The organism is Bradyrhizobium denitrificans (assembly GCF_013179005.1).
Taxonomy (GTDB): domain Bacteria; phylum Pseudomonadota; class Alphaproteobacteria; order Rhizobiales; family Xanthobacteraceae; genus Bradyrhizobium; species Bradyrhizobium denitrificans.
In genome coordinates this window covers 1-22,898 of sequence record NZ_JABFDP010000008.1, presented here as the reverse complement: position 1 = coordinate 22,898, position 22,898 = coordinate 1, and the positions used below count along the sequence as shown (strand labels likewise).

At 64.6% G+C, this 22,898-nt stretch carries 22 protein-coding genes; 13 read left to right on the top strand and 9 right to left on the bottom strand.

The genetic code is table 11. The annotated features are described in order from the left end of the window. The first annotated feature begins 305 nt into the window (after nucleotides 1–305). Entirely contained in the window at nucleotides 306–3,053 is a 2,748-nt protein-coding gene (gene gyrA, locus HL671_RS10050; RefSeq protein WP_172236320.1) for a DNA gyrase subunit A, read from the top strand. Between the two features lie 82 nt (nucleotides 3,054–3,135). Here the strand turns inward: gyrA and HL671_RS10045 are convergent, their stop codons facing one another. Beyond that, the gene (locus tag HL671_RS10045) at nucleotides 3,136–3,393 is read right to left on the bottom strand and encodes a hypothetical protein (RefSeq protein WP_012044409.1); all 258 of its coding nucleotides are present in this window, start codon (nucleotides 3,391–3,393) and stop codon (nucleotides 3,136–3,138) included. A 265-nt stretch (nucleotides 3,394–3,658) separates the two neighbouring features. Here HL671_RS10045 and coaD point away from each other — a divergent pair, with 265 nt between their 5' ends. From coaD to queA, 4 genes are all read left to right on the top strand, one after another. Further along, nucleotides 3,659–4,153, top strand: a complete 495-nt coding sequence (gene coaD / locus HL671_RS10040; protein ID WP_172236319.1) for a pantetheine-phosphate adenylyltransferase — start codon at nucleotides 3,659–3,661, stop codon at nucleotides 4,151–4,153. 68 nt (nucleotides 4,154–4,221) lie between these two features. Further along, nucleotides 4,222–4,785 carry a peptidylprolyl isomerase gene (locus HL671_RS10035; protein ID WP_012044407.1) on the top strand — a complete coding sequence of 188 codons (564 nt, stop codon included), beginning with the start codon at nucleotides 4,222–4,224 and terminating at the stop codon, nucleotides 4,783–4,785. A gap of 261 nt (nucleotides 4,786–5,046) precedes the next feature. Then, complete coding sequence (locus HL671_RS10030) at nucleotides 5,047–5,511, top strand: peptidylprolyl isomerase (RefSeq protein WP_012044406.1); 465 nt, start codon at nucleotides 5,047–5,049, stop codon at nucleotides 5,509–5,511. Between the two features lie 133 nt (nucleotides 5,512–5,644). Further along, a complete protein-coding gene (gene queA, locus HL671_RS10025; protein WP_172236318.1) occupies nucleotides 5,645–6,739 on the top strand; it encodes a tRNA preQ1(34) S-adenosylmethionine ribosyltransferase-isomerase QueA in 1,095 nt (364 codons plus the stop codon). Nucleotides 6,740–6,953: 214 nt separating this feature from the next. Here queA and HL671_RS10020 read toward each other — a convergent pair whose 3' ends face one another. Next, entirely contained in the window at nucleotides 6,954–7,979 is a 1,026-nt protein-coding gene (locus tag HL671_RS10020; RefSeq protein ID WP_172236317.1) for an aspartate-semialdehyde dehydrogenase, read from the bottom strand. 273 nt (nucleotides 7,980–8,252) lie between these two features. Between HL671_RS10020 and tgt the strand changes: the two genes are divergently transcribed. After that, a complete protein-coding gene (gene tgt / locus HL671_RS10015; protein ID WP_012044402.1) occupies nucleotides 8,253–9,401 on the top strand; it encodes a tRNA guanosine(34) transglycosylase Tgt in 1,149 nt (382 codons plus the stop codon). Nucleotides 9,402–9,475: 74 nt separating this feature from the next. Here tgt and HL671_RS10010 read toward each other — a convergent pair whose 3' ends face one another. Next, on the bottom strand, nucleotides 9,476–9,694 hold the full coding sequence (locus HL671_RS10010; protein ID WP_012044401.1) for a hypothetical protein: 219 nt from the start codon (nucleotides 9,692–9,694) through the stop codon (nucleotides 9,476–9,478). A gap of 302 nt (nucleotides 9,695–9,996) precedes the next feature. On the opposite strand from HL671_RS10010, the gene cysK reads away from it, so the two are divergent. The 6 genes from cysK (at nucleotide 9,997) to HL671_RS09980 (ending at nucleotide 16,120) form a co-directional block, all read left to right on the top strand. Further along, entirely contained in the window at nucleotides 9,997–10,965 is a 969-nt protein-coding gene (gene cysK / locus HL671_RS10005) for a cysteine synthase A (RefSeq protein WP_012044400.1), read from the top strand. 2 nt (nucleotides 10,966–10,967) lie between these two features. Continuing rightward, the gene (locus HL671_RS10000; RefSeq protein WP_012044399.1) at nucleotides 10,968–11,207 is read left to right on the top strand and encodes a BrnA antitoxin family protein; all 240 of its coding nucleotides are present in this window, start codon (nucleotides 10,968–10,970) and stop codon (nucleotides 11,205–11,207) included. A gap of 419 nt (nucleotides 11,208–11,626) precedes the next feature. Next, on the top strand, nucleotides 11,627–12,466 hold the full coding sequence (locus HL671_RS09995; RefSeq protein WP_012044398.1) for a response regulator: 840 nt from the start codon (nucleotides 11,627–11,629) through the stop codon (nucleotides 12,464–12,466). After that, complete coding sequence (locus HL671_RS09990) at nucleotides 12,463–12,786, top strand: circadian clock KaiB family protein (RefSeq protein ID WP_012044397.1); 324 nt, start codon at nucleotides 12,463–12,465, stop codon at nucleotides 12,784–12,786. The genes HL671_RS09995 and HL671_RS09990 overlap by 4 nt, the downstream gene beginning before the upstream one ends. Beyond that, nucleotides 12,773–14,302, top strand: coding sequence for a circadian clock protein KaiC (gene kaiC, locus HL671_RS09985; RefSeq protein ID WP_012044396.1), 1,530 nt, complete (start codon nucleotides 12,773–12,775; stop codon nucleotides 14,300–14,302). Before HL671_RS09990 ends, kaiC begins: the two co-directional genes overlap by 14 nt. Before the next feature lie 15 nt (nucleotides 14,303–14,317). Continuing rightward, on the top strand, nucleotides 14,318–16,120 hold the full coding sequence (locus HL671_RS09980) for a hybrid sensor histidine kinase/response regulator (protein ID WP_012044395.1): 1,803 nt from the start codon (nucleotides 14,318–14,320) through the stop codon (nucleotides 16,118–16,120). A gap of 55 nt (nucleotides 16,121–16,175) precedes the next feature. On the opposite strand, the gene HL671_RS09975 is transcribed toward HL671_RS09980, so the two are convergent. The 3 genes from HL671_RS09975 to HL671_RS09965 form a co-directional block, all read right to left on the bottom strand. Continuing rightward, entirely contained in the window at nucleotides 16,176–17,609 is a 1,434-nt protein-coding gene (locus HL671_RS09975) for a caspase family protein (protein ID WP_012044394.1), read from the bottom strand. Nucleotides 17,610–17,785: 176 nt separating this feature from the next. Then, nucleotides 17,786–19,246, bottom strand: coding sequence for a caspase family protein (locus HL671_RS09970; RefSeq protein ID WP_012044393.1), 1,461 nt, complete (start codon nucleotides 19,244–19,246; stop codon nucleotides 17,786–17,788). Between the two features lie 211 nt (nucleotides 19,247–19,457). Next, on the bottom strand, nucleotides 19,458–20,348 hold the full coding sequence (locus tag HL671_RS09965; RefSeq protein ID WP_172236420.1) for a DMT family transporter: 891 nt from the start codon (nucleotides 20,346–20,348) through the stop codon (nucleotides 19,458–19,460). 212 nt (nucleotides 20,349–20,560) lie between these two features. On the opposite strand from HL671_RS09965, the gene HL671_RS09960 reads away from it, so the two are divergent. Beyond that, a complete protein-coding gene (locus HL671_RS09960) occupies nucleotides 20,561–20,788 on the top strand; it encodes a hypothetical protein (RefSeq protein WP_012044391.1) in 228 nt (75 codons plus the stop codon). A 55-nt stretch (nucleotides 20,789–20,843) separates the two neighbouring features. On the opposite strand, the gene HL671_RS09955 is transcribed toward HL671_RS09960, so the two are convergent. From HL671_RS09955 to HL671_RS09945, 3 genes are all read right to left on the bottom strand, one after another. Further along, complete coding sequence (locus HL671_RS09955; RefSeq protein WP_172236316.1) at nucleotides 20,844–21,386, bottom strand: hypothetical protein; 543 nt, start codon at nucleotides 21,384–21,386, stop codon at nucleotides 20,844–20,846. Beyond that, nucleotides 21,331–21,681, bottom strand: a complete 351-nt coding sequence (locus tag HL671_RS09950; RefSeq protein WP_012044389.1) for a hypothetical protein — start codon at nucleotides 21,679–21,681, stop codon at nucleotides 21,331–21,333. The genes HL671_RS09955 and HL671_RS09950 overlap by 56 nt, the downstream gene beginning before the upstream one ends. Before the next feature lie 411 nt (nucleotides 21,682–22,092). Continuing rightward, nucleotides 22,093–22,686 carry a formyltransferase family protein gene (locus tag HL671_RS09945; RefSeq protein ID WP_172236315.1) on the bottom strand — a complete coding sequence of 198 codons (594 nt, stop codon included), beginning with the start codon at nucleotides 22,684–22,686 and terminating at the stop codon, nucleotides 22,093–22,095. Nucleotides 22,687–22,898 lie beyond the last annotated feature (212 nt).

Below are 22,898 nucleotides of genomic sequence, written 5' to 3'. Positions count from 1 at the left end.
AGCAGGTCTGAGGGCCTGCCGGATCTGGCCGCGGATGTCGCGCCCGGCGAGATGGACCGGCTTCACGTCGGGCTTTTCGTCGCCGGTCGTCGCGCCGTGCGGAGCACGTGAATCGTGGCTGTGGCAGGACGATGTCAAGGGCGCCTGCGGCCGGCTCCCAGGCGAGGCGCGGTGTCCTCGTTAAGTAACTGGAAATGCGACAAAAAAATCCTTCGGGCTGGAGCGCCGGGGGGTGGCCTGCGGCGCAGCGATGCGCTATATGATTCCACGCGATTTTCGCGTGTCAAAACCGACCGGTATCCCCTTTGTCCGATCAAGAAGATGAGAAGCCCGGCGAGCCGGGCGGACCTTCCGACATTCGTCCCGTTTCGATCCTCGATGAGATGAAACGCTCCTATCTCGATTACGCCATGAGCGTGATCGTGTCGCGAGCGTTGCCGGATGCGCGCGACGGCCTGAAGCCGGTGCACCGGCGCATCCTGTATTCGATGTACGAGCAGGGGCACACGCCCGACAAGAAATACGTCAAGTCTGCGCGCGTGGTCGGTGACGTCATCGGTAAATACCATCCGCATGGCGACCAGTCGATCTATGACGCCATGGTGCGCATGGCGCAGGACTTCTCGATGCGCGTGCCGTTGATCGACGGCCAGGGCAATTTCGGCTCGGTCGACGGCGATCCGCCTGCGGCCTATCGATACACCGAGGCGAAGCTCGCCAAGTCGGCGATCCCGCTGCTCGACGACATTGACAAGGATACTGTCGACTTCCAGGCCAACTACGACAACTCCGACAAGGAGCCGTCGGTTCTCCCGGCCAAGTTCCCGAACCTGCTGGTCAACGGTGCCGGCGGCATCGCCGTGGGCATGGCCACCAACATCCCGCCGCACAATCTCTCCGAGGTGATCGACGCCTGCGTCGCGCTGATCGACAATCCTGCGATCTCGATCGACGAACTCACCCAGATCATTCCGGGGCCGGATTTTCCGACCGGCGGCATCATTCTCGGCCGGGCTGGCATCCGCAGCGCCTATCATCTCGGCCGCGGCTCGATCATGATGCGCGGCAAGGTGACCATCGACACCATCCGCAAGGATCGCGAGGCGATCATCGTCTCGGAGATCCCGTATCAGGTCAACAAGGCCACCATGGTCGAGCGCATCGCCGAACTGGTGCGCGAGAAGAAGATCGAAGGCATCTCCGATCTGCGCGACGAATCCGATCGCGACGGCTATCGCGTCGTCATCGAGCTGAAGCGCGACGCTGTGGCCGACGTGGTGCTGAACCAGCTCTACAAGTTCACGCCGCTGCAGACCAGCTTCGCCGCCAACATGCTGGCCCTGGACGGCGGCCGTCCGCAGACGATGACCTTGAAGGATCTGCTGACGATCTTCGTCGCGTTCCGCGAGCGGGTCGTCACGCGCCGGACCAAGTTCCTGCTCAACAAGGCGCGCGACCGCGCCCACATCCTGGTCGGTCTCGCGGTTGCCGTCGCCAATATCGACGAGATCATCCGCGTCATCCGGACCTCGCCCAATCCGACCAGCGCGCGCGACGCGCTGATGTCGCGTGACTGGCCGGCGCGGGATGTCGAGGCGATCATCACCCTGATCGACGATCCGCGTCACAGGCTCGCGGAAGACGGCACGATCAGGCTGTCATTCGAGCAGGCCAAGGCCATTCTCGATCTGCGCCTGCAGCGCCTGACCGCGCTCGGACGCGAGGAGATCTCCGACGAGCTCGACAAGCTGAAGATCGAGATTGCCGACTATCTCGAGATTCTGCGCTCGCGCGCGCGTGTGCAGGACATCATCAAGACCGAGCTCGCCGCCGTGAAGGCGGAGTTCGGAACGCCGCGCCGCACCGCCATCATCGAGCAGGAGGGCGAGGTCGAGGACGAGGACCTGATCCAGCGCGAGGACATGGTGGTGACCGTGTCGCATGCCGGCTACACCAAGCGCGTGCCGCTGTCGGCCTATCGGGCGCAGCGCCGCGGCGGCAAGGGCCGCTCGGGCATGCAGACCCGCGAGGAGGATTTCGTCAGCCGGCTGTTCGTGGCCTCGACGCATACGCCGGTGCTGTTCTTCTCGTCGCGCGGTCAGGTGTATAAGGAGAAGGTCTGGCGGCTGCCGATCGCGGCGCCCAATTCGCGCGGCAAGGCGCTGATCAACATCCTGCCGCTGGAGCAGGGCGAGCGCATCACCACCATCATGCCGTTGCCTGAGGATGAATCCTCCTGGGCCAATCTCGACGTGATGTTCGCGACCACGGGCGGCAATGTCCGCCGCAACAAGCTGTCGGATTTCGTCGACGTGCGCCGTTCCGGCATCATCGCGATGAAGCTCGATGACGGCGAGGAAATCGTCAACGTGCAGATCTGCACGGAGCGCGACGACGTGCTGCTGACCGCGGCGGGCGGCCAGTGCATCCGTTTCCCCGTCACCGACGTGCGGGTCTTCACCGGCCGCACCTCGATGGGCGTGCGCGGCATCGCCCTGGCCGAGGGCGACAAGGTGATCTCGCTCTCGATCCTGCGCCACGTCGAAACCACCTCGGACGAACGCACGGCCTATCTGAAGATGCGCCGGGCGATGTCCGGCGAGACGACCACGGAGGAGCCCGTCGAGACCGAGGGCGAGGAGGCGGCGGGTGCAATCCAGCTGTCGCAGGAGCGCTACGTGGAGATGTCGGCGCAGGAGCAGGTGGTGCTGACCGTGTCGGTCAACGGCTACGGCAAGCGCACCTCGTCCTACGAGTACCGCACCACCGGTCGCGGCGGCAAAGGCATCGTCGCGATGTCCGTCAACAACCGCAACGGCAAGCTGGTCGCCTCATTCCCGGTCGAGGACAGTGATCAGATCATGCTGGTGACCGACAAGGGCCAGCTGATCCGCTGCCCGGTCGACGGCATCCGTATTGCCGGCCGTTCCACCCAGGGCGTCATCGTGTTCAACACGGCTGATGATGAGCATGTCGTCTCGGTCGAGCATATCGGCGAGGAGACGGAGAACGGCAACGGGACGAATGGGACCGAAGCGGCGAATGGCGAATAAGGGCGAGGTGCGAGTACGGGCAAATGGCGAATAGGGATTAGTGAATAGGGACGAATCAGGTCTTCCCGCTTCGCTATTCGCCTCACTGCGTCCGGTCGACGCCGACCATTCGTGCCTGACCAACGGTCGCCTTGGTGCCGGCGCTGCGCAGGCAGGAAGCTTCGAAATTCGGCCAGGCCTGTTGCGAGCAGTCGCGGCCGATCGGACGGATGTCGAGGCGGTCGCCCTTGGCGAGCGGGCGCGGCACGCTGGCTTCGACCTGGGGAGCGAAGCCGGGCACGACGGAGAAGGCGGCGGCCACGAAGCCGGCGGCGGCAACGGCAGAAAGCGCTTTGATCATGACGGACCCCTGTCAGGGCCGATTTCGGCCCGTTGTTCGTTGATGTCTTGTTAACCATCTCGGGTTTCGGAAGATCTTCGCCGCCGCAAAAAAAGGTTTCGTGGGAACACGGAACTGTTTCGTGGCGGCTGTTCCGACGAAACAATCAGGACCCGGACTCAGGGGGCCGATCTCTTTTGCCGCAGTCGCCGGTCGCCATCACAGCTCCGCCATCGGGCATGACGGCCAGCTTGCCGGCCTGTTCCGGCCGGTATAGGACGGGCACATGCAACGCATCGCGCTCTATCCGGGGTCGTTCGACCCTGTCACCAACGGCCATCTCGACGTGGTCCGGCAGGCCGTCCATCTCTGTGACCGGTTGATCGTCGCGGTCGGCGTGCATCACGGCAAGAAGCCGCTGTTCTCGACCGAGGAGCGGCTGGCCATGGTCCATGAGGTGTTGGGGCCGGTGGCCGCGGCGGCCGGTTGTGGCTTCGAAGCCTCCACCTATGACGATCTCACCGTCACCGCCGCGCAAAAGGCGGGTGCGATCATGATGATCCGGGGCCTGCGCGACGGCACGGACTTCGACTATGAGATGCAATTGGCCGGCATGAACCAGACCATGGTACCGGGAATTCAGACCGTGTTCGTCCCGGCCTCGGTGGCTGTCCGCCCGATCGCGGCGACGCTGGTGCGCCAGATCGCCGCCATGGGCGGCGACGTGTCTCACTTCGTTCCGGCCGCCGTCGCCGCCAGCCTGAAGGCCAAATTCAACTGATCCGTCGGGCGCTGGCCGCTCGGCGCGGTGCCGGTCTCTTTACAGCCTCACATCTCATCGGAGTTGCCATGATCCGAGCTCTTGCTTTCGTTGTTGCTCTCGTCTTCGCGTTGCCAGCGCTGGCGCAATCATTGCCGGCTGGTCTCGACAAGCAGAATGCGCTGGTCATCGACACCACCAAAGGCCGCATCATCATCAAGCTGCGCACCGATCTGGCGCCGCAGCATGCCGAGCGGCTGAAGACGCTGGCGCGTGAGGGCTTCTACAACAACGTGCCGTTCCACCGCGTGATGGACGGCTTCATGGCCCAGACCGGCGATGGCCAGAACTTCAATGGCACCGGCGGCTCGAAATATCCGAACCTGAAGCAGGAGTTCTCCCAGACGCCGTTCAAGCGCGGCACCGTCGGCATGGCGCGGCGCGGCGACAGCAACGATTCAGCCAATTCGCAGTTCTTCATCTGCTTCGGCGACGCGTCGTTCCTGAACGGCCAGTACACCGTGATCGGTGAGGTCGTGCAGGGCATGGATGTCGTCGACAAGCTCAAGAAAGCGCCTCCGGGCTCGGCCGGCGGAGCCGTCACCGACCCGGACAAGATGGTGAAGGTGCAGGTCGCCTCCGATATCAAGTAGGCCGGCGAGAGCAGGGCACCCGGGCCCAGGCCCGGGTTCCCGTCCTTTAAGGAACCCTTTGCCACGCGCCGCCCGTTGCATCGACAGGACCGGCGGCTTCAGCTTTAAGCCGGATCGGTTTATCCTGCGCCTGCATCGCCCGGGCCCGTCGTCCCCGGCTCGCCGTCAGAAGGGGTGACGGCCGCACATTGGAAGCTCGACATTTCAGACCCAGGATGTCCGTCCTGACCCCGATTCATCCCTAGCGAACGAGAGACCAGCATGGCTGTGACCGAAAATACCTTGATCCTCGAAACCACCCAGGGCCCCGTCACCATCGAGATGCGCCCCGATCTCGCGCCCGGCCATGTCGCGCGCATCAAGGAGCTCGTCCGCGAGGGCTTCTATGACGGCATCGTTTTCCACCGCGTCATCGACGGCTTCATGGCGCAGACCGGCTGTCCGCAGGGCACCGGCATGGGCGGCTCAGGCAAGAAGCTGAAGGCCGAATTCAACGCCGAGCCGCACGTCCGCGGCACCGCCTCGATGGCCCGCGCCGCCAACCCGGATTCGGGCGACAGCCAGTTCTTCATCTGCTTCGACGACGCCCGCTTCCTGGACAAGCAGTACACGGTCTGGGGCAAGGTCACCGAGGGCATGGACAACGTCGACAAGATCAAGCGCGGCGAGCCGGTGCAGAACCCGGACAAGATCGTGAAGGCGTATATGGCCGCCGACGCGGCCTGAGCTCAAGACCCTCATGGTGAGGAGCGTGCGCAGCACGCGTCTCGAACCATGAGGCCGACATCGGGGCCTCATCCTTCGAGACGCGCTACGCGCGCCTCAGGATGAGGATCCCGATTGTCGTTCCAGGACGACGATGCGCACCGACCTGTTCGATTTCCATCTTCCCCCTGAGAACATCGCGCTGCGGCCGGCGAGCCCGCGTGAGGCCGCGCGCATGCTGGTGGTGCAGGGCGATGGCGTGCTGCGCGATCGCATTGTCGCGGATCTGCCGGACTGGCTCGAGCCGGGCGATCAGCTCGTGGTCAACGACACCAAGGTGATCGCAGCCCAGCTCTCAGGCCGCCGCGTCAGCCGCGAGACCGAGGCGAAGATCGAGGCGACCTTGATCAAGCGGCTCGACGGCTCGCGCTGGCAGGCGCTGGTCCGTCCTGCGAAGAAGCTCGCCCCTGGCGATACGATCCGTTTCGGTCATGAGGGCAAGGTCTGCCTGCTCGGCCATCTCGACGCGACCGTCGAGGCCAAGGGCGAAGAGGGCGAGGTGACGCTCTCCTTTGTCTTCCATGGCCCGGCGCTCGACCAGGCCATCGCCGATCTCGGACGGCCGCCGCTGCCGCCCTACATCGCCGGCAGGCGTCCCGCGGACGAGCAGGATGCGGCGGATTATCAGACCATGTTCGCGGCCAAGGAGGGCGCGGTGGCCGCGCCGACGGCCGGGCTGCACTTCACCCCGGCGCTGGAGCAGCGGCTGCGCGCCCGCGGCGTCGGGTTGCAGCGGGTCACCTTGCATGTCGGGGCCGGGACGTTCCTCCCCGTGAAGGTCGAGGACACCGAGGGCCACCGCATGCATGCGGAGTGGGGCAGCCTCTCGGCCGAGACGGCCGCCGCGCTGAACGAGGCCCGGGCCAAAGGCGGCCGTATCGTCGCCGTCGGCACCACGTCGATGCGGCTGTTGGAGAGCGCGGCGTTGCCGGACGGCACCATCGCGCCGTTCGAGGCGGAGACCTCGATCTTCATCACGCCCGGCTATCGCTTCCGCGCCGTCGACATCCTGATGACCAATTTTCATCTGCCGCGTTCGACGCTGTTCATGCTGGTCTCGGCCTTCGCCGGCCTGGAGACGATGCAGGCGGCCTATGCGCATGCGATTCGAAGCGGCTATCGGTTCTATTCGTATGGCGATGCGTGTTTGTTGTTTCGCCAGCCGGACGAGCGCATCGTCGAGCCGTAGCTGATAGCCCGCTGGCGCAAAGGCATTGGCGATCGTGACATCCGGGTGTCGTCATTTCGCGCGGCTCTCCACGTTGCGTCGCTCATGGCAGGCCGTGCTCTCACCACGTCATTGCGAGCGCAGCGACGCAGCGAAGCAATCCAGGCTGCCGCTGCGGCGGGAGTCCTGGATTGCTTCGTCGCCTTCGGCTCCTCGTAATGACGCGTGGAGATGGCTAAGCCATCACCCGCTCCGGCAACAACTCGGCGATCTGCACGGCGTTGAGCGCGGCGCCCTTCAGCAGCTGATCGGCGGCGACGAACATCGCGATCGAATGGCCGGACGGATCGGACAGATCCTTGCGGATGCGGCCGACCAGCACGTCGTCCTGGCCTGACGCGTCGACCGGCATCGGGAAGTAGTTGTTGGCGCGATCGTCGACGATGCGCACGCCCGGCGCGGTGGCAAGGATGCGGCGGACCTCATCCTCCGAGATCGGCTTCTCGCATTCGAAGGTGATCGACTCGCAATGGGCGCGCAGCACCGGCACGCGGACGCAGGTGACGCCGATCGCGATCCCCTCATCCTCGAAGATCTTGCGGGTCTCGTTGATGACCTTCGTCTCTTCGTCGTTGTAGCCCGTCTCCGGATCAATCGCGGTGTTGTGGCTGAACAGATTGAAGGCGAACGGGTGCGGCATCACCTTGGGCGCATAGACCTGGCCGTTGAGGTTCGCGCGGGTCGATTGCACCAGCTCGTCCATCGCGGCCGCACCGGCGCCGCTGGCGGCCTGGTAGGTCGAGATGATCACGCGCTTGATGCGGTTCTTCTGGTGGATCGGCCACAGCGGCACCAGCGCGGTGATGGCGGCGCAGTTCGGATTGGCGATGATGCCCTTGTGGTCGCGGATGCGGCGGGCGTTGATCTCGGGGATCACCAGCGGCACGTTCGGGTCCATGCGGAAGGCGGACGAATTGTCGACCACGACGGCGCCGGAGCGCACGGCGATCGGGGCAAACTTCTTGGAGATGCCGCTGCCGGCCGAGAACAGCGCAATGTCGACGCCCTCGAATGAGCGCTCATTGAGCTCCTCGATCACGATGCTCTGGCCGCGGAAGCTCACGCTCTGGCCGGCCGAGCGGGCGCTCGCCAGCGCCTTCAGCTTGCCGACGCGGACGTTGCGGCGGTCCAGGGTGGCGATGAACTCGGCGCCGACCGCGCCGGTGACGCCGACAATGGCAATGGTGGGATCGTGGGGCACGTCTCAGGTCTCCGGTTGAAATTTAGGCAATAAAAAAGCCCCGGACCTTCATCAGGCGGGGCTTCGGTTCGAAGATGGTCGCGATCGAGGTCGATTACGCGCGCACGCCTCCCGAGGCCCGCAAGGGCTTGGTGGTTTTCGTCGTGCGTTTGGTCGAGGTCGACATGGCGGGGGACCATAGGGGCGTGAGGCACCGCCGTCAACGGCCGCGAGGGGCCGAACTTGTGCCGATCGCGGTTGAATCCGGGGCCGTCCTGACGCAATAAGCCGGCCATGAGCTCCCCCGGCACCGAACTCCCCAATCATTTCGAACTTCTCGGCACGGATGGCGCGGCCCGCACCGGCCGGCTGACCACGCCGCATGGCGTGGTCCGGACCCCCGCCTTCATGCCCGTCGGCACGGCCGGCGCGATGAAGGGCATTCACTGGCGCGACGTGCGCGACGCCGGCGCCGACATCGTGCTCGGCAACACCTATCATCTGATGCTGCGTCCCACGGCCGAACGCATTGCTGCGCTCGGCGGCCTGCAGCGCTTTACCGGCTGGGGCGGACCGATGCTGACCGATTCCGGCGGCTTCCAGGTCATGTCGCTGTCGGCCCTGCGCAAGGTCACGGAGCAGGCGGTGACGTTCCGCTCGCATATCGACGGCGCCAAGATCGAATTGTCGCCGGAGCGCGCCATCGAGGTGCAGCGGCTGCTCAACTCGGACATCGCGATGCAGCTCGACGAATGCGTGCGGCTGCCGGCCGAGCCTGCTGATATCGAGCGCGCGATGCGGCTGTCGCTGCGCTGGGCGGAGCGCTGCCGTCGTGCCTTCGAGAGCGCGCCGGATGGCTATATGCTGTTCGGCATCGTGCAGGGCGGAGATGTGCCCGCGCTGCGCGTGGCGAGCGCCGCGGCGCTGGTCGACATCGGCTTCCATGGCTATGCGATCGGCGGTCTCGCGGTCGGCGAGCCGCAGGCGGTCATGCTGGAGATGATCGAGGCGACCGTGCCGGCGCTGCCCGGTGACCGCCCGCGTTATCTGATGGGTGTCGGCACGCCGGATGATCTGCTGGAGTCGGTGAAGCGCGGTATCGACATGTTCGACTGCGTGCTGCCGACCCGCAACGGCCGGCATGGCGTCGCCTTCACGCGCTTCGGACCGGTCAATCTGCGCAATGCGCGCCACGCCGATGATCCGCGTCCTCTCGATGAGGAAAGCCCGTGGCCGCCGGCGCGCAGCTATTCGCGCGCCTATCTGCACCATCTGATCAAGGCCGGCGAGGCGCTCGGCGCGACGCTGCTGTCGGAGATCAACATCGCCTATTTCCAGCTGCTGATGGCCGGAATGCGCGCGGCGATCGCGCAGGGCCAGTTCGCGGATTTCTACGCGCGCACCAAGGCGGATTGGACGCGCGGCGACATTGCACGGATCTAGTTGCGCGGCCTTCTGCAAGGCCGCAACGCGCTTCGGCGTACGTCACCAAGCTGCGTGGCACGCCGCCGGGATTTTCAGTTGCAGGCGAACCGGCTTTTTACCGCGTGCTTGGTCACGAAGCCATAGCCGCAGGTGTCGCAGGTCCAAAGGTAGCTGATCGCATTGTCGGCCAGATAGGCCGAGGCCTCGGCAGCAATCATGGAATCGGCGCAGACTGGACATGTCGGCAGATCGCAGCCGCGAGGATCGGGGCGGGGCGTTGCGGTCGACACGAGATCAGCAAGTGCTGACATAGTGACCTCCTGGGCGATCTTTTCTTGTCGAACTTTGCAGGCGCAAATAGATTGCAGTTCAGGCACGAAACGAGGCTCAAAGTTACAACCGGCATCTCCGTCTGACTTCGACTATAGACTGATTTGTTTGACTGTGTCGCAACACAAATGCGTTGGTTTGGCGAAATTTAACAACAAGTTGTTGTGCGTCGCGACGATCAGGCCATCGTGGAAACGTGCTTGCGCAGTGCAGCAGCCTCGTCGAAGATGAACGGACGTGGAAGAGTGTCGCAGTTGCGCCGGAGTGCGCGAGGGGTGAGATCATGGAAACAGCAGCCGCAACGCCGCGTCCCGGGCGTGGACGTGTATTTGACTCAATTGTCGATGCCTTCGGCAACACGCCGATTGTGCGGCTGCGAAAGCTGCCGGAGCAGCACGGAGTCAAAGCGACGATTCTCGCCAAATTGGAATATTTCAATCCAGCCGCCAGCGTGAAGGACCGCATCGGCGTCGGCATGATCCTGGCCATGGAGCAGGCTGGCGTGATCAAGCCGGATACGGTGCTGATCGAGCCGACCTCCGGCAATACGGGCATTGCGCTGGCCTTTGTCGCGGCAGCGCGCGGTTACAAGCTGAAGCTGGTGATGCCGGAATCGATGTCGATCGAGCGGCGCAAGATGCTGGCCTTCCTCGGCGCGGAGATCGTGCTGACCCCGGCGGCACAGGGCATGAAGGGCGCAATCGCCGCCGCGGAAGAGCTGTTGCGAACCACACCGAACTCGGTGATGCCGCAGCAGTTCAAGAACCTCGCCAATCCGGAGATCCACCGCCGCACCACGGCCGAGGAGATCTGGAACGACACCGCAGGCAACATCGACGTGTTCGTCGCCGGTGTTGGCACCGGCGGCACCATCACCGGCGTTGGCCAGGTGCTGAAATCGCGCAAGCCGGGCCTGAAAGTGGTCGCCGTCGAGCCGGAGGAGAGCCCGGTGCTGTCCGGCGGTCAGCACTCGCCGCACAAGATCCAGGGCATCGGCGCCGGCTTCGTGCCTGATATTCTCGATCGCTCGGTGATCGATGAGATCGTCAAGATCAACAGCACGACCGCGATCGAGACCTCGCGTGCGCTGGCCCGCAATGAGGGCATCCCCGGCGGCATCTCCTCGGGCGCCGCGATCGCGGCGGCGATCGAACTCGGCAAGCGGCCGGAGAATGCCGGCAAGACGATCCTGGCGATCGTGCCGTCGTTCTCCGAGCGCTATCTGTCGACCGCGCTGTTCGAAGGGATCTGATCATGGCCGACCAGCCGCGGCGTCCACGGACCCTGGCCGACGCTCGCACCGAGGCGGAAGCCGCTTTCAAGAAGGTCACCACGAAGCCGGTGGAGGCGCCGCCGAAGAAGGCGGCCGTCCCCGGCGTGCGCGAGCAGGTGACCTTGCGGATTGATCAGGACGTGCTGGAGCACTTCCAATCCGAAGGCCCGGGCTGGCAGGACCGCATCAACGCCGTCCTGCGCAAGGCCGCGGGTCTGTAGCGCGATAACCAAGTCCCCGGCTTAGGCGTCGGACGGCTGACTCTCTGGCTCGGCCGGTCGCGGCCGCGCCTGCTCTGCACGCCTTCGGTCACAGGTCAGTGGTGAGGCAATGTGACCGCTTCCGCGCGGCTGATCGCCCCGATGACCGCCGAAGGTCATGGCGGCAGATCACGCGAGGCATTTGCGACACCCCGTCGCATGATCGCAGCGATATATTGGCGCAGCACACGTCTTGGTGGAACTTTTTCTTCTCACCGCCTCGATCCTGATCTACTGTCGTCGAACGTGTTCTTCCATTGTCTCTTGCGTTTCCATCCGGCTACGCGGCGATGTTGTTCAGAGCAAGCCTCTGCAGCGGTCGTCTGCAATGCCTTAATTGTCCCGACTGAGCGATTTCGACGCCTCTCCGGGAGCGTTTCATGAGCGCCGAAGCTGAGCTTCCGGTTCGTGTGCTGCTCGTCGAGAGTGGTCCAGCGAGCGGGCAGGTGGTGCGGGATGCGATCACCGGCCCCTCGATGATGGATGGCTGCGAATTGGTGACTGTTGCAACAGTTGCGGAAGCGCAAGCCATCTTGACGCACCAGCCCATCGACCTGGTGGTGTTGGACGTGGACGATTCCGACGCGCACAGCGTCTTGGATGTCGGCAAGCTCAGAGCCGCTGGCCAGGATATCCCGATCATTGTCGTCAATGGACCGGCCAATGCTGATAGCGCCGCGGCCTATGCTGGGGCTGGAGCTCGTGATTACCTGCCCGGAGCGGAGACCGGACCTTCGACGCTGCGGCGCGCGATGATCTATGCGACCGCTCGGCGCCGCAAGGATCGTATCGAGGACAACAGGCGCTCGCTTGCCAATGATCGGGACTTGTCCTCGGCCGGCCGCGTCACCAGCGTTTCGGCGCATCTGGCCGGACACGGGTCGATCCGGGAGCGCAGGCCTGAGGCCTTCGGTGACCTCGTGGAGCAATATCTGCACCTGTTTCGCGAATACCTGGACCCCAGCGGTGAGCCTCATGCTCGTCCGCTCCGCATGATGGAGAGGATTGCGACATCGATTGGCGATGAAGGCGGCGGGCCGCGCGATCTCCTCGATCTTCACGTTGTGGCGCTCGAGAGGGCGATCGGCGGGACGACCGTCGAGCGGACGAGCACGCTGGTGTTCGAAGGCAGGCTGCTTGCGCTCGAGATGATGGGACTGCTGGTCGACTATTACCGGCTCGGGCATCGACGCCGCATCGCACCGGGAGACAGGGCATGACCCTGCAACTCGGATTGTTCATCACAGGTCAGACATCGAACTCGCTGCGCGCGATGGAAAACCTCCGCAGGATCTGCCAGCACGAGCTGAACATCCCCTGCGAGATCGACATCATCGACGTGCTGGAGCATCCGCAGATCGCCGAGGACGAGAAGATCGTCGCGACACCCACGCTGGTGAAGCGCCATCCCGGCCCGGTGCGAAAGATCATCGGCGATCTCAGCGACACCAGGAAGGTCCTGCTCGGGCTCGGGATCCTCCAGAATTCGTCCGCGGGGCGTATGGGAAAGGAGGAGGGGGCGGGGAATGAGCGCGAGTAGGGCTTTCGAACTTGAGAAATTGCGCACCGGCATCGCCGGATTCGATCAGATTTCGAACGGTGGCCTGCCACTGAATCGAAGCACGCTGGTCTCCGGCACAGCCGGCAGCGGAAAGACCGTGCTCGCGCTGCAGTTTCTCGTCATGGGCGTGCAGACCTGTGCCGAGCATGGCGTCTGTGTCACGTTCGAGGAGGCTCCAGAGGACCTGATGCGCAACGTCGCGTCGTTCGGCTGGGACTTCGAATCCTTGAACCGGAACGGCCAGATCGCGATTGTTGATGCCACGCCGGAGCAGGGCGAGGAGATGGTCGAGGCCGGCGCCTATGATCTCTCGGCGCTGATGGTCCGGATCGAGAATGCGATCCGGAAGGTCAATGCGAAGCGGGTGGTGCTGGATTCGGTCGGCGCGCTGTTTCCGCAGTTCTCGGACGCCAATGTGGTGCGCCGGGAACTGCACCGCATCGCCAGCGCGCTGCGGCTGCTTGGCGTGACCACGATCATCACGATGGAACGTCTCGACGAGGATGGCGGGCTGGCGCGCTTCGGCGTCGAGGAGTTCGTGGCCGACAACGTCCTGGTGCTGCGCAACCGGCTCGAGCAGGAAAAGCGCAGGCGGACCATCGAGATCCTGAAATTTCGTGGCGCCACGCATCAGAAGGGCGAGTATCCGTTTACGGTCGACCACGCCGAGGGTGTTACGATTATTCCGCTCTCGGCCATCGAGCTGAAGCAGCGCTCGAGCGATCTCCGGGTATCCTCCGGCGTGCCCGAGCTCGATCAGATGTGCGGCGGTGGCTTCTACCGCGACTCCATCATTCTGGTGAGCGGAGCCACCGGCACCGGCAAGACGCTGATGGTGACGCATTACCTGAGGGCCGCCATCGAGCGCGGGGAACGTGCGCTGTTGATCGCGGCGGAGGAGAGCCGGGAACAGTTGACCCGCAATGCGTCGAATTGGAACGTCGATTTCGATTCAGCGGAGAAGGAGGGTCTTCTCCGCATCATTGCCAGATACCCCGAGACCATGGGCCTGGAGGATCACCTGCTCTACATCCAGCGGGAGATCAACGAGTTCCAGCCGAGCCGGATTGCGGTCGACAGCCTGTCGGCCTTCGAGCGCGCGGGCACGCCGAAATCCTATCGAGAATTCGTCATTGCGCTGACGAGTCATATCAAGAAGGTCGGGATCACCGGGCTTTTCACCAACACGACATCGATGCTGATGGGCGGCGCGTCGATCACCGAGACCCATATCTCCACCATCACCGACATGATCGTGCTGCTGCGCTACGTCGAGCTCTATGGCGTGATGCGGCGTGGCCTGGCGATCCTGAAGATGCGCGGCACGCAGCACGACAAGGACATCCGCGAGTATGTCATTGACGGTCACGGCATGCATCTGGTCTCCACCTTCCGCGACGTGCACGGAATTCTGACGGGGGCTCCCACCTACATGTTTGCACGCGAGCGCGACCATCTTGCCGAGATGTTTGGCGGATCGCAAAGCGAGCTCTAGGCAGGGACATCCGACATGGACGCATCAACCTACCGAGTGCTGGTGATCGGCGGCGAGGCCGCGGCGCCCCTGCTCGCGGCGGGAGGAAGTGAAGGCGGCGACAAAGCCGAGTTCGACCTGAGCCGGGCATCGACGATCGCGGAGGCGCGCCGCAGGCTCGAAACAGCCTCCTACGACACCATCCTGATGAACCTGGCGTCCTCGCAGGTCGCTGCCGCCTTCCCGGAGGAACTGTACGCGCTGGCTTCCGCGAGCCCCGTCGTGCTCTTCAACCAGTCCGCGGACGGGCACGACGGTGCCGGACAGGCCCGCCTCAGACTGCCGCTTGGCGCGCCCGCGACGCGCGCGTTGTCGGCGGAAAGTCATCGTCACTTCGGCCAGTTGCTCGAGGCCGTGCCGGACGCGTTGATCGTCACCAATCAGGACAACGAGGTCGCCTTCGTCAACCGGGCGGCCCATGAGCTGTTCGGAAAGGCGCGCGACGACTTCATCGGCGAACGCGTCAGCTTCGCGGTCAGCGAAGGCGCGGTTTCGGAGATCGAGGTCTATCGCGGTAAGGACGTCCGGCGCTGCGAGCTGCGCGTGTCGCGATGCGAATGGGAGGGGGCGCCGGCGCAGCTTCTTCTCATTCAGGACGTGACCGAGCAGAAGCGGCTAAACGAGGAGCTTCGGCAGTCTCAGAAGATGGAGGCGGTCGGGGTGCTCGCAGGCGGGATCGCCCACGACTTCAACAACCTTCTCGTCGTGATGATGATCTATGCCGAAATGCTGCGTGAGGAATGTCTCGGCGACGATCCGCGGTTGCCGGATGTCATGGAGCTCATCAAGGCGATTGAACGAGGCCGCGATCTGACGCGGCAGCTGCTGGCTTTCTCGCGCAAGCAGCCGGCGACCCCGACCTTGCTCGATCTCGGCGCCACTCTGGCGGATCTGCAGAAGATGTTTCGCCGGCTGCTGCCCAGCAATATCGAGATCAGCATCGATGTCGAAGAGCAGAGCTGGCCCGTGATCGCGGATCGGGTGCAGGTCGAGCAACTGATCATGAACCTCGCTCTCAACGCCCGCGATGCGATGCCCTCGGGCGGGCAGCTGACGATCAGGTTGGCCAACAGGACGATCCAGTGCGGCGACGAGGGCATGGAGCCGGGCGACTATGTCATGATGACGGTGAGCGACACCGGCACCGGGATTCCTCCCGATGATCTGGATCGCATCTTTGATCCGTTTTTCACGACCAAGGTCCGCGGCGGCGGCACCGGACTCGGACTTGCGACCTGCTACGGCATCGTGAAGCAGGCGGGCGGCAGCATTGCTGTGCGGAGTGCGATCGGCGAGGGGACCAGCTTCATCGTGCTATTGCCGCGTGCGAACGAGACCATCCAGACCGAGGCTGCGCCGGCTCCTCCCGTTCAGCAAGCCAGGGGAGGCGAACGGATCCTGCTGGTCGAGGACAATTCTCTCGCCCAGCGCGCAACAGCGGCGATGCTCACGCGGGCGGGCTATTCGGTTCAGTCCACGAGCAATGGCGAAGAGGCGCTGCGCTTTCTTCGCGAGCATGCAGATGCGGTGGACCTGGTCCTGAGCGACGTGGTCATGCCGCGGCTCAGCGGGCCGGAACTCGCCCGGCAACTGGCCGTTTCGCATCCTGATCTGCCGGTGCTGTTCATGACAGGCTACTCGAACGATCCCATCATCGCTGATGCCGGAGAGCACCGGATCGGCGGCCGGCGGACGATCATGAAGCCGTTCAAGCGCGAGGACCTGCTGGCCTTTATCAGCGACGCCATTGAACGCAAACGTTGCGCCGAGGCCAGCTGACCCGACCGACCGGGCAACGCGTCTTCGGCCGCCTGCAGCCGCGCGGTTGCCGAGATCAGCGACGGAAGGCGCCGCCGAGAATGCCGCCCATCATTCCGCCGATGAAGGCTGCGCCGGCGTCCGGACCGCCGCCGCGATGATGGCCACCACCCCCGCCACCGTTGCTGCGCTGCGTCCGGCGGGCCGGGCGCTCATCCTCGCTGGCGCTTGCCGTGACCGAGGCCGGGATGATCTCGGCGAGCAGGGCCTTGTGCTGCAGCTTGGTCAGATAACCGCTCGACGGATAGCCGCGCGCCGCCTGCCAGCGCTTGAGCACGGCTCGGGTCGGTTCGTCGAACTTGCCGCTGGCCTTGGTGTCGAAGCCGAGGCCGGTCAGGCGCCGCTGCACGTCGCGGCGCTGCCCCTTGTCGAGCCCGATCTGGTCCTCCGTCACCTGGGTGCCCTCTTCGGTGAAGGTCGCGGGATCGACGCCGGTGGTCAGGTTGCGCGTCGTGGTGGACGGGCCATTCTCGAGCGAAGCCACCCGCGCCAGCGCCAGCGATCTGAACTGGCCATTGGGATAGTTGGTCAGATAGGCCTTCAGCTCCTCGGCCTTGTTGGAGTCCTTGACCGAGCGCCAGAACTCCAGCTCGACATCGTTCGCGGGCTGCACCGCCGCGACCGCCGCCGGAACAGTCCCGGCGCTCGGGCCTGCGGGCGCTCCTCCGGCTGCCGGGTTCAGATAGACCGCGCCGATAAGGTTGGTGTGGCCCCATGGCAGCTGGCCCTTGCCGGTCTCCTCGTTTACCTGCGCGCGGACCTGGGTCATGGCCTGCTGGATTTCCAGGCCGGGCTGGGTGATGTGCGCGATCAGAGCCCTGGTGAACGGGCTGTTGGTGCCGGCTTCGCCGTCCAGTGCGGTCTGCCCCGGACCCGTGGCAAACGCGATCAGCGTGCCTTCGCCGGATTTCATCTCGGCGAGGCCGGTCTGCACCGAGACGCTGCGCGTCGATGCGCTCGACCGGATCTTGGCCGCGAATGGATTGTCCCGGCAGGCGTCGAGGAACACCAGCTTCACCTTGGCGTCACCCAGCGTCTGATCGAGCGTCACGTCGACATTGATGGCGGCGCCGAGCTTGGCGTCCATCTCCGATTTGATGTCGGCGTCGATCGGCAGCAGATAATTGGTGCCGGAAATCGCGATGCCGTGACCGGCGTAATAAAACACGGCGACGTCGGCGCCCTGGCTGCGGCGGCCGAAATCGAGCAGTTTCTCCGTCATCTGCTCGCGGTTGAGATTGGTACCCTCGACAACGTCAAAGCCGACATTGCGCAGGGTGACGGCCATGGCCTTGGCGTCAACCGGCGGATTGGGAAGCTGGGCCACGTTCTTGTAAGCGCCATTGCCGACGACGAAGGCCACGCGCCGGTCCGCCGATGCGCTGTCGATCGCAAGCGTAACCAGGACCAGCGCCAAAATGAGCCTTGGAATGAGGCTGATCCCCCGCATCTGAAATCTCCTTGGCGAAGCATAGGCGACGGCTGAAATTCGCCTCCATATCTACACCAAAAAGCCGTGATTGGCCCAGGTCAAATCGGCGGTTGTGGCTGCCTTGTCGGTCGGCAGCAAAAGCCCGTGCCTTGCGGCACGGGCTGACAGCTGTTGTCGAATGATAGCAGGAGAAACTAGCGACGCAGCGCGCTGCCGAGAACGCCACCCATCATGCCGCCGATGAACGCGGCGCCCGCGGCATTGCCGGCGTTGTCCTGCGGCGGCGGGTTGCGATAGACCGGCGCGGCCTGCGGCGGCGGCGCGCCAGCGGCGACATTGCCGGCCGGCTTGGCGCGGCGGGGCTTGGCCTCGTCGCCGACCGCGGCCGTCGCCGGAGCCGGCTGAGGCTCGGCCAGCAGCGCCTTGTGCTGCAGCTTGGTCATGAAGCCGGTCGCAGGATAGCCACGGGCCGCCTGCCAGCGCTTCATGACGGCGCGGGTCTCGTCATCGAACACACCCGTCATCTTGGTGTCGAAGCCCAAACCGGTGAGGCGACGCTGTATGTCACGCCGCTTGGTCTTGTCGAGGCCGATCTGATCCTCACTGACCTGTGTGCCTTCTTCCGTGAAGGTGGCGGGATCGACACCCTTGGCGACGTTGCGGGTCGCGGTATTGATGGCGCCGCTCTCGATCGACGCGATGCGCGCCATCGCCAGTGACTTGAACTGCCCGTTCGGATAGGTCGAGAGATAGGCGTTGAGCTCTTCGGGCTTGTTGGAATCCTTCACCGAGCGCCAGAATTCAAGCTCGGCCTCGCCGGCGACCGGACTTGCGACGACGGCGGCCGGAGTGGTTCCGGAAGAGGCGGTGGTTGCGGCGGGGGATGCGGCCGGATTGAGATACACCGCGCCGATCAGGTTGGTATGCCCCCAGGGCAGCTGCCCCTTGTTGGTCTCTTCATTGACCTGGGCGCGCACCGAGGTCATCGCCTGCTGGATCTCGACGCCGGGCTGCGCGATGTGCGAGATCAGCGCGCGGGTGAACGGGCTGTTGGCGCCGGCATCGCCATCGAGTGCGGTCTGGCCGGGACCGGTCGCAAACGCGATCAGCGTCCCCTCGCCGGATTTCATCTCGGCGAGGCCGGTCTGCACCGACACGCTGCGGGTCGGTGAGTTCGACTTGATCTTGGCGGCGAACGGGTTGTCGCGGCAGGCATCGAGGAACACCAGCTTGACCTTGGCGTCGCCCATCGTCTGATCGAGTGTCACGTCGATATTGATCGCCGAGCCCAGCTTGACGTCCATCTCCGATTTCAGGTCGGCATCGACCGGCAGGAGGTAGTTGGTGCCGGCGATCGCAATGCCGTGGCCTGCGTAATAGAACACCGCGATGTCGGCCCCCTGCGCCTTGCGGCCGAAGTCGAGCAGCTTCTCGGTCATCTTGTCGCGCGTGAGATTGGTGCCCTCGACCACGTCGAAGCCGACATTGCGCAGGGTTGCCGCCATGGCCTTGGCGTCGACCGGCGGGTTCGGCAACTGAGCCACGCTCTTATAGGCGCCGTTGCCGACCACGAAGGCGACGCGACGGTCGGCGCGTGCGGCTTCCGCCGTCAGCACCATGCAGAGCAGGGACAATGTGATGGTGAGAAAGCGCATCAGGAGATCCCCCAACGAATTAGCGAAGCGATCACTTCCGCATTTGTCGCTGCGCGGGCCGAAAAGTCTTGTTCCGATGTAAAAAATCTCGCTTTGGCCGCAAAGCTTTTTGGCGAGTGTTGCGCCGGACCAACGCCAACCACGTGCAGGGGCTGTCTTCCGTGACGAGGATCACAGCGCAGCCAGCGCCTCGGAGCGGGTGCTCCGGGACTCAGGTCCCCGCTGAGCGGCTCAGTGGAACCGGGCGAGCCGGGGCAGGGCGCAGGTTCAGGAGGTTTCCGGCCAGGATCAGAGCTGCGCCGACCAGCGTGAAGCCGTCGAGCCGTTCCGAATAGACGAGCCAGCCGACGGTGGCCGTCAGCGGCACCCGCAGGAAGTCCATCGGCACGACCACGGTTGCATCGGCATAGAGCAGCGCTCGCGCCATGCAGAAGTGCGAGAACGTCCCGGCAAGCGCGACCACGACGATCCAGCCCCATGCCGTCGCCGACGGCCATGCCCACATCGCGATCGAGGGGGCAAGCCCCGCCGTGGCTTGGACCGCGAGCATCCAGAAGATGATCGAGGCGGTCGGTTCGGTGCGGGTGAGGATTTTGACCAGGGCGACCGAAACGCCGAAGCCTACGGCGGCGGCGAGCGCAATGAGCTGCCCCGGGTTCACGGCGCCGGCGTCAGGTCGAACGATCACGACCACACCGACCAGGCCGAGCACGATGGCGATGAGCTTCGAGAACGTGATGCGCTCGCCGAGGAATGTCGCTGCCAGCAACGCTGTCCAGATCGGCATCGTGAATTCGATGGCCACGACCTGGCCAATCGGAATCAATGTGAGGGCCAGAAACCAGCCCAGCTGTGCGCCGTAATGGATCAGGTTGCGCACCACATGCAGCGTCAGCCTGGCGGTGCGGAGCTTGGCAAAGCCGCCACTCAGCGCGATGACCGGTGACAGCAGCACGAGGCCGATGAGACAGCGGAGCTCCATCAACTCGAACACGTTCAGCTCCCGCATGGCCTCGCGCCCTGCGACCACCATGACAAGCATGAGAGCGAGCCAGCCCGCCATCCATAATGCGGCCGTCATTTTCGAAGCGGAGCGATGCATCAGGCAGCTGTCTTGGAAAGGATCGGGGCGAGGAGCGGAGGGGCTGTATCTCCGCCCCGGTCCGGTCTTGCAAATGTTTTCCACGATGCGCTGCACCAATGGCTGCAGGGAACCGCAGCCCCGACCAAAGCTGTCCGTCGAGAAAAACGTGGAGTGTGGCCCGGTTTCGTCCTAAAGCCACCGCCCCGAAACAGCAGGGCAGAGCTTCAGACATGACCGAACGTGCCGCCTCAGCCGACTTCCTGACCGCCTTTGCCACCGGCTGGCCGGAGCGGGAGCCTCATCTCATGGTGCTGTCGCTGACCACCCAGAAGGGCGTGCAGGATTTCGCCATGACCCGGGAGCAGGCGCTGCTGATTGCCAAGACCATCAAACGGACCGCGGCGCAATTGGCGCCCGCTCCGGCCGGTGGTCCGGTGCCAGGCGTGAAGCGCGCTTGAGCGGGCGCCGCGCCGGTCAGAGCGCGACGCGCTTCCGTCCGTGTCTCTTTATTGGCTAGCGCGAGAGCGAGATCGTCGCTGCGCGGAACTGGCTGTCGGCGCGGATTGATACCGATTGCTTGTTGCCGCGGGTGGCGAGCGCGATATTGGCGTTGAAGCCGGCGGTCGTCGCGACGAGCTGGAAGTTGCCGCCGCCGCCGCGCCCCTGCAGCACACCGCTGACGCCGCGGCTGGTCTCGCTCCAGCTTCCCGAGATCGCCGAGCCCTCGGCGACCACATCGGCCTGCAGCCCGAATTTATAGGCGTCGCTCGCGCAGGTCAGGACCAGGCCCATGCGCGGACCCGCGACCGCGTAATTGGCCCGGCAACGGATGCGTTCGGTCGAGCCGTCCTCGAGCGCCACCGTGCCGCTGCCGCTCCACGTCCCGGCCAGGCCGGTGAAGGCGCCCGGATCGGCCCATGCCGGGCCGTCGGCAAAGAGTGCACACAGCAAAACGGCGGCTGTCGAAAGCCGCCGCCTGGAGAAGGGGGCGTGGCTTGCCTTAGAGGCGGGACGCCTGCCAGCGCCCGCTGCACGGGATACCTGCCGAAGCTCCATTCCATTTGCCGGAGCCGGAATTGCCGCTGAGCTGACCATTCGCGTATGCGCCATTGATCGAGACCTTGACCACGCCCTCGCGCCCGATCGAACCCGAGACGTTGGCGCCGGCGGCCGAAATCTTACCGTCGGAGACGATCAGGGTCGAGCTGGCCGTGGGCTCGCAGCTGCCGCTGTTGGTGACGATCGTGACCTGCCACTGTCCGTCATAGGGCGATTGGGCAAAAGCAGGAGAGGTTGCAGCGCCTGCCAGGATCGACGCGGCGAAAGCCATTCCAATGCGATCGAGACGCATGAATCGATGTCCCTCAATGTCTGTGATCGGCTAGCTTATTTGGAAGAATTGTGACGAAAATTTGCCGCGCCGCCGCAATGGAAAATTATCTCGTCTTTTCAAACGGGTAAGGGTTAATCCAAAACTCGGCCTCGAGCCATTTCGGCGACATTGCGGGGAAATTGGGAACTCGCGCGCGACTCGAGCACATCGGCGCCATCGCGTTGCACCGTCTGGAAAATGCCGCCGCTTGCTCAACCGGCACGGCAGAACAGAGCGATCATGTGGCGCCAGATGCGGTGCGGCGATCCGCACTTTAGATCATGATGCGTTTCCACGGAAACGCATCATGATCTTTCCTCTTTGTTTGAGCATGATCTTTTCGGAAAACCGGTTTCCACCAGTGACCGCGATGCTCAGTGCGGCGTCTGCTCAGTGCGGCGTCAGGCTCGGCGCCTTGGTCGCGAACTGCTCGTCCTGCGGCTTGGCGGGGATCGTGCCATGGGCTTTGGCATATTCGACGACGTCGCCGAGCAGCTTGAGGCCGAGCGGCGCCAGCGCGCGCTCCCACAATTCGCGGGCCGTTTCGCCCTTCTTCACAAAGCACCAATCCTGCGCGGCAATGGCGCCGGCATCCATGCGCTCGGCCAGATGATAGATCGTGCCGCCCGCGATCGGATCGCCCTCTTTGACAGTCCACTCCACGGCCGCAATGCCGCGATGCCGCGGCAGCAGCGAAGGATGATAGCCGATGCCACCCAGCGGTGCCGCCTGGACCGCCTCCTGCGTCACGCGGGCATGGCTGTGGGCGGTGACGATCAGATCCGTCCCCGGGGCGATCTCGTTCGCCGGCACCACCTTCGGGTTGGCCTGAACGAGAACCTCGATGCCGGCCGCACGCGCCGCCGCGGCGAGCCTGTCCTCGCCATCATGCACGACGACCCGCGCGATCTCGATGCCTCTCTCACGCAGCATGTTCAGTGTGGCCACACCGAAATGGCGGGAGCCGACGAGGGTGATACGCATGGCCAGGGATCTTCCACGGTTGGGGCGGGGCAAAACCCAGGCTGCTTTCGCAGCCCGGGTGAGATCGGGTCAAACCAAGCCTTGCGCCTCAGGTCAAGCGGCTGCGGTGCGTTCATCACAGTCACAGGGAGCGTCCGGCAGCCGCACCGCCAGCCGACGGCCGTGCATCGTCTAGCAGGCCGTTGAAGAAGTCTGCTTTCGGTCGGATTTGA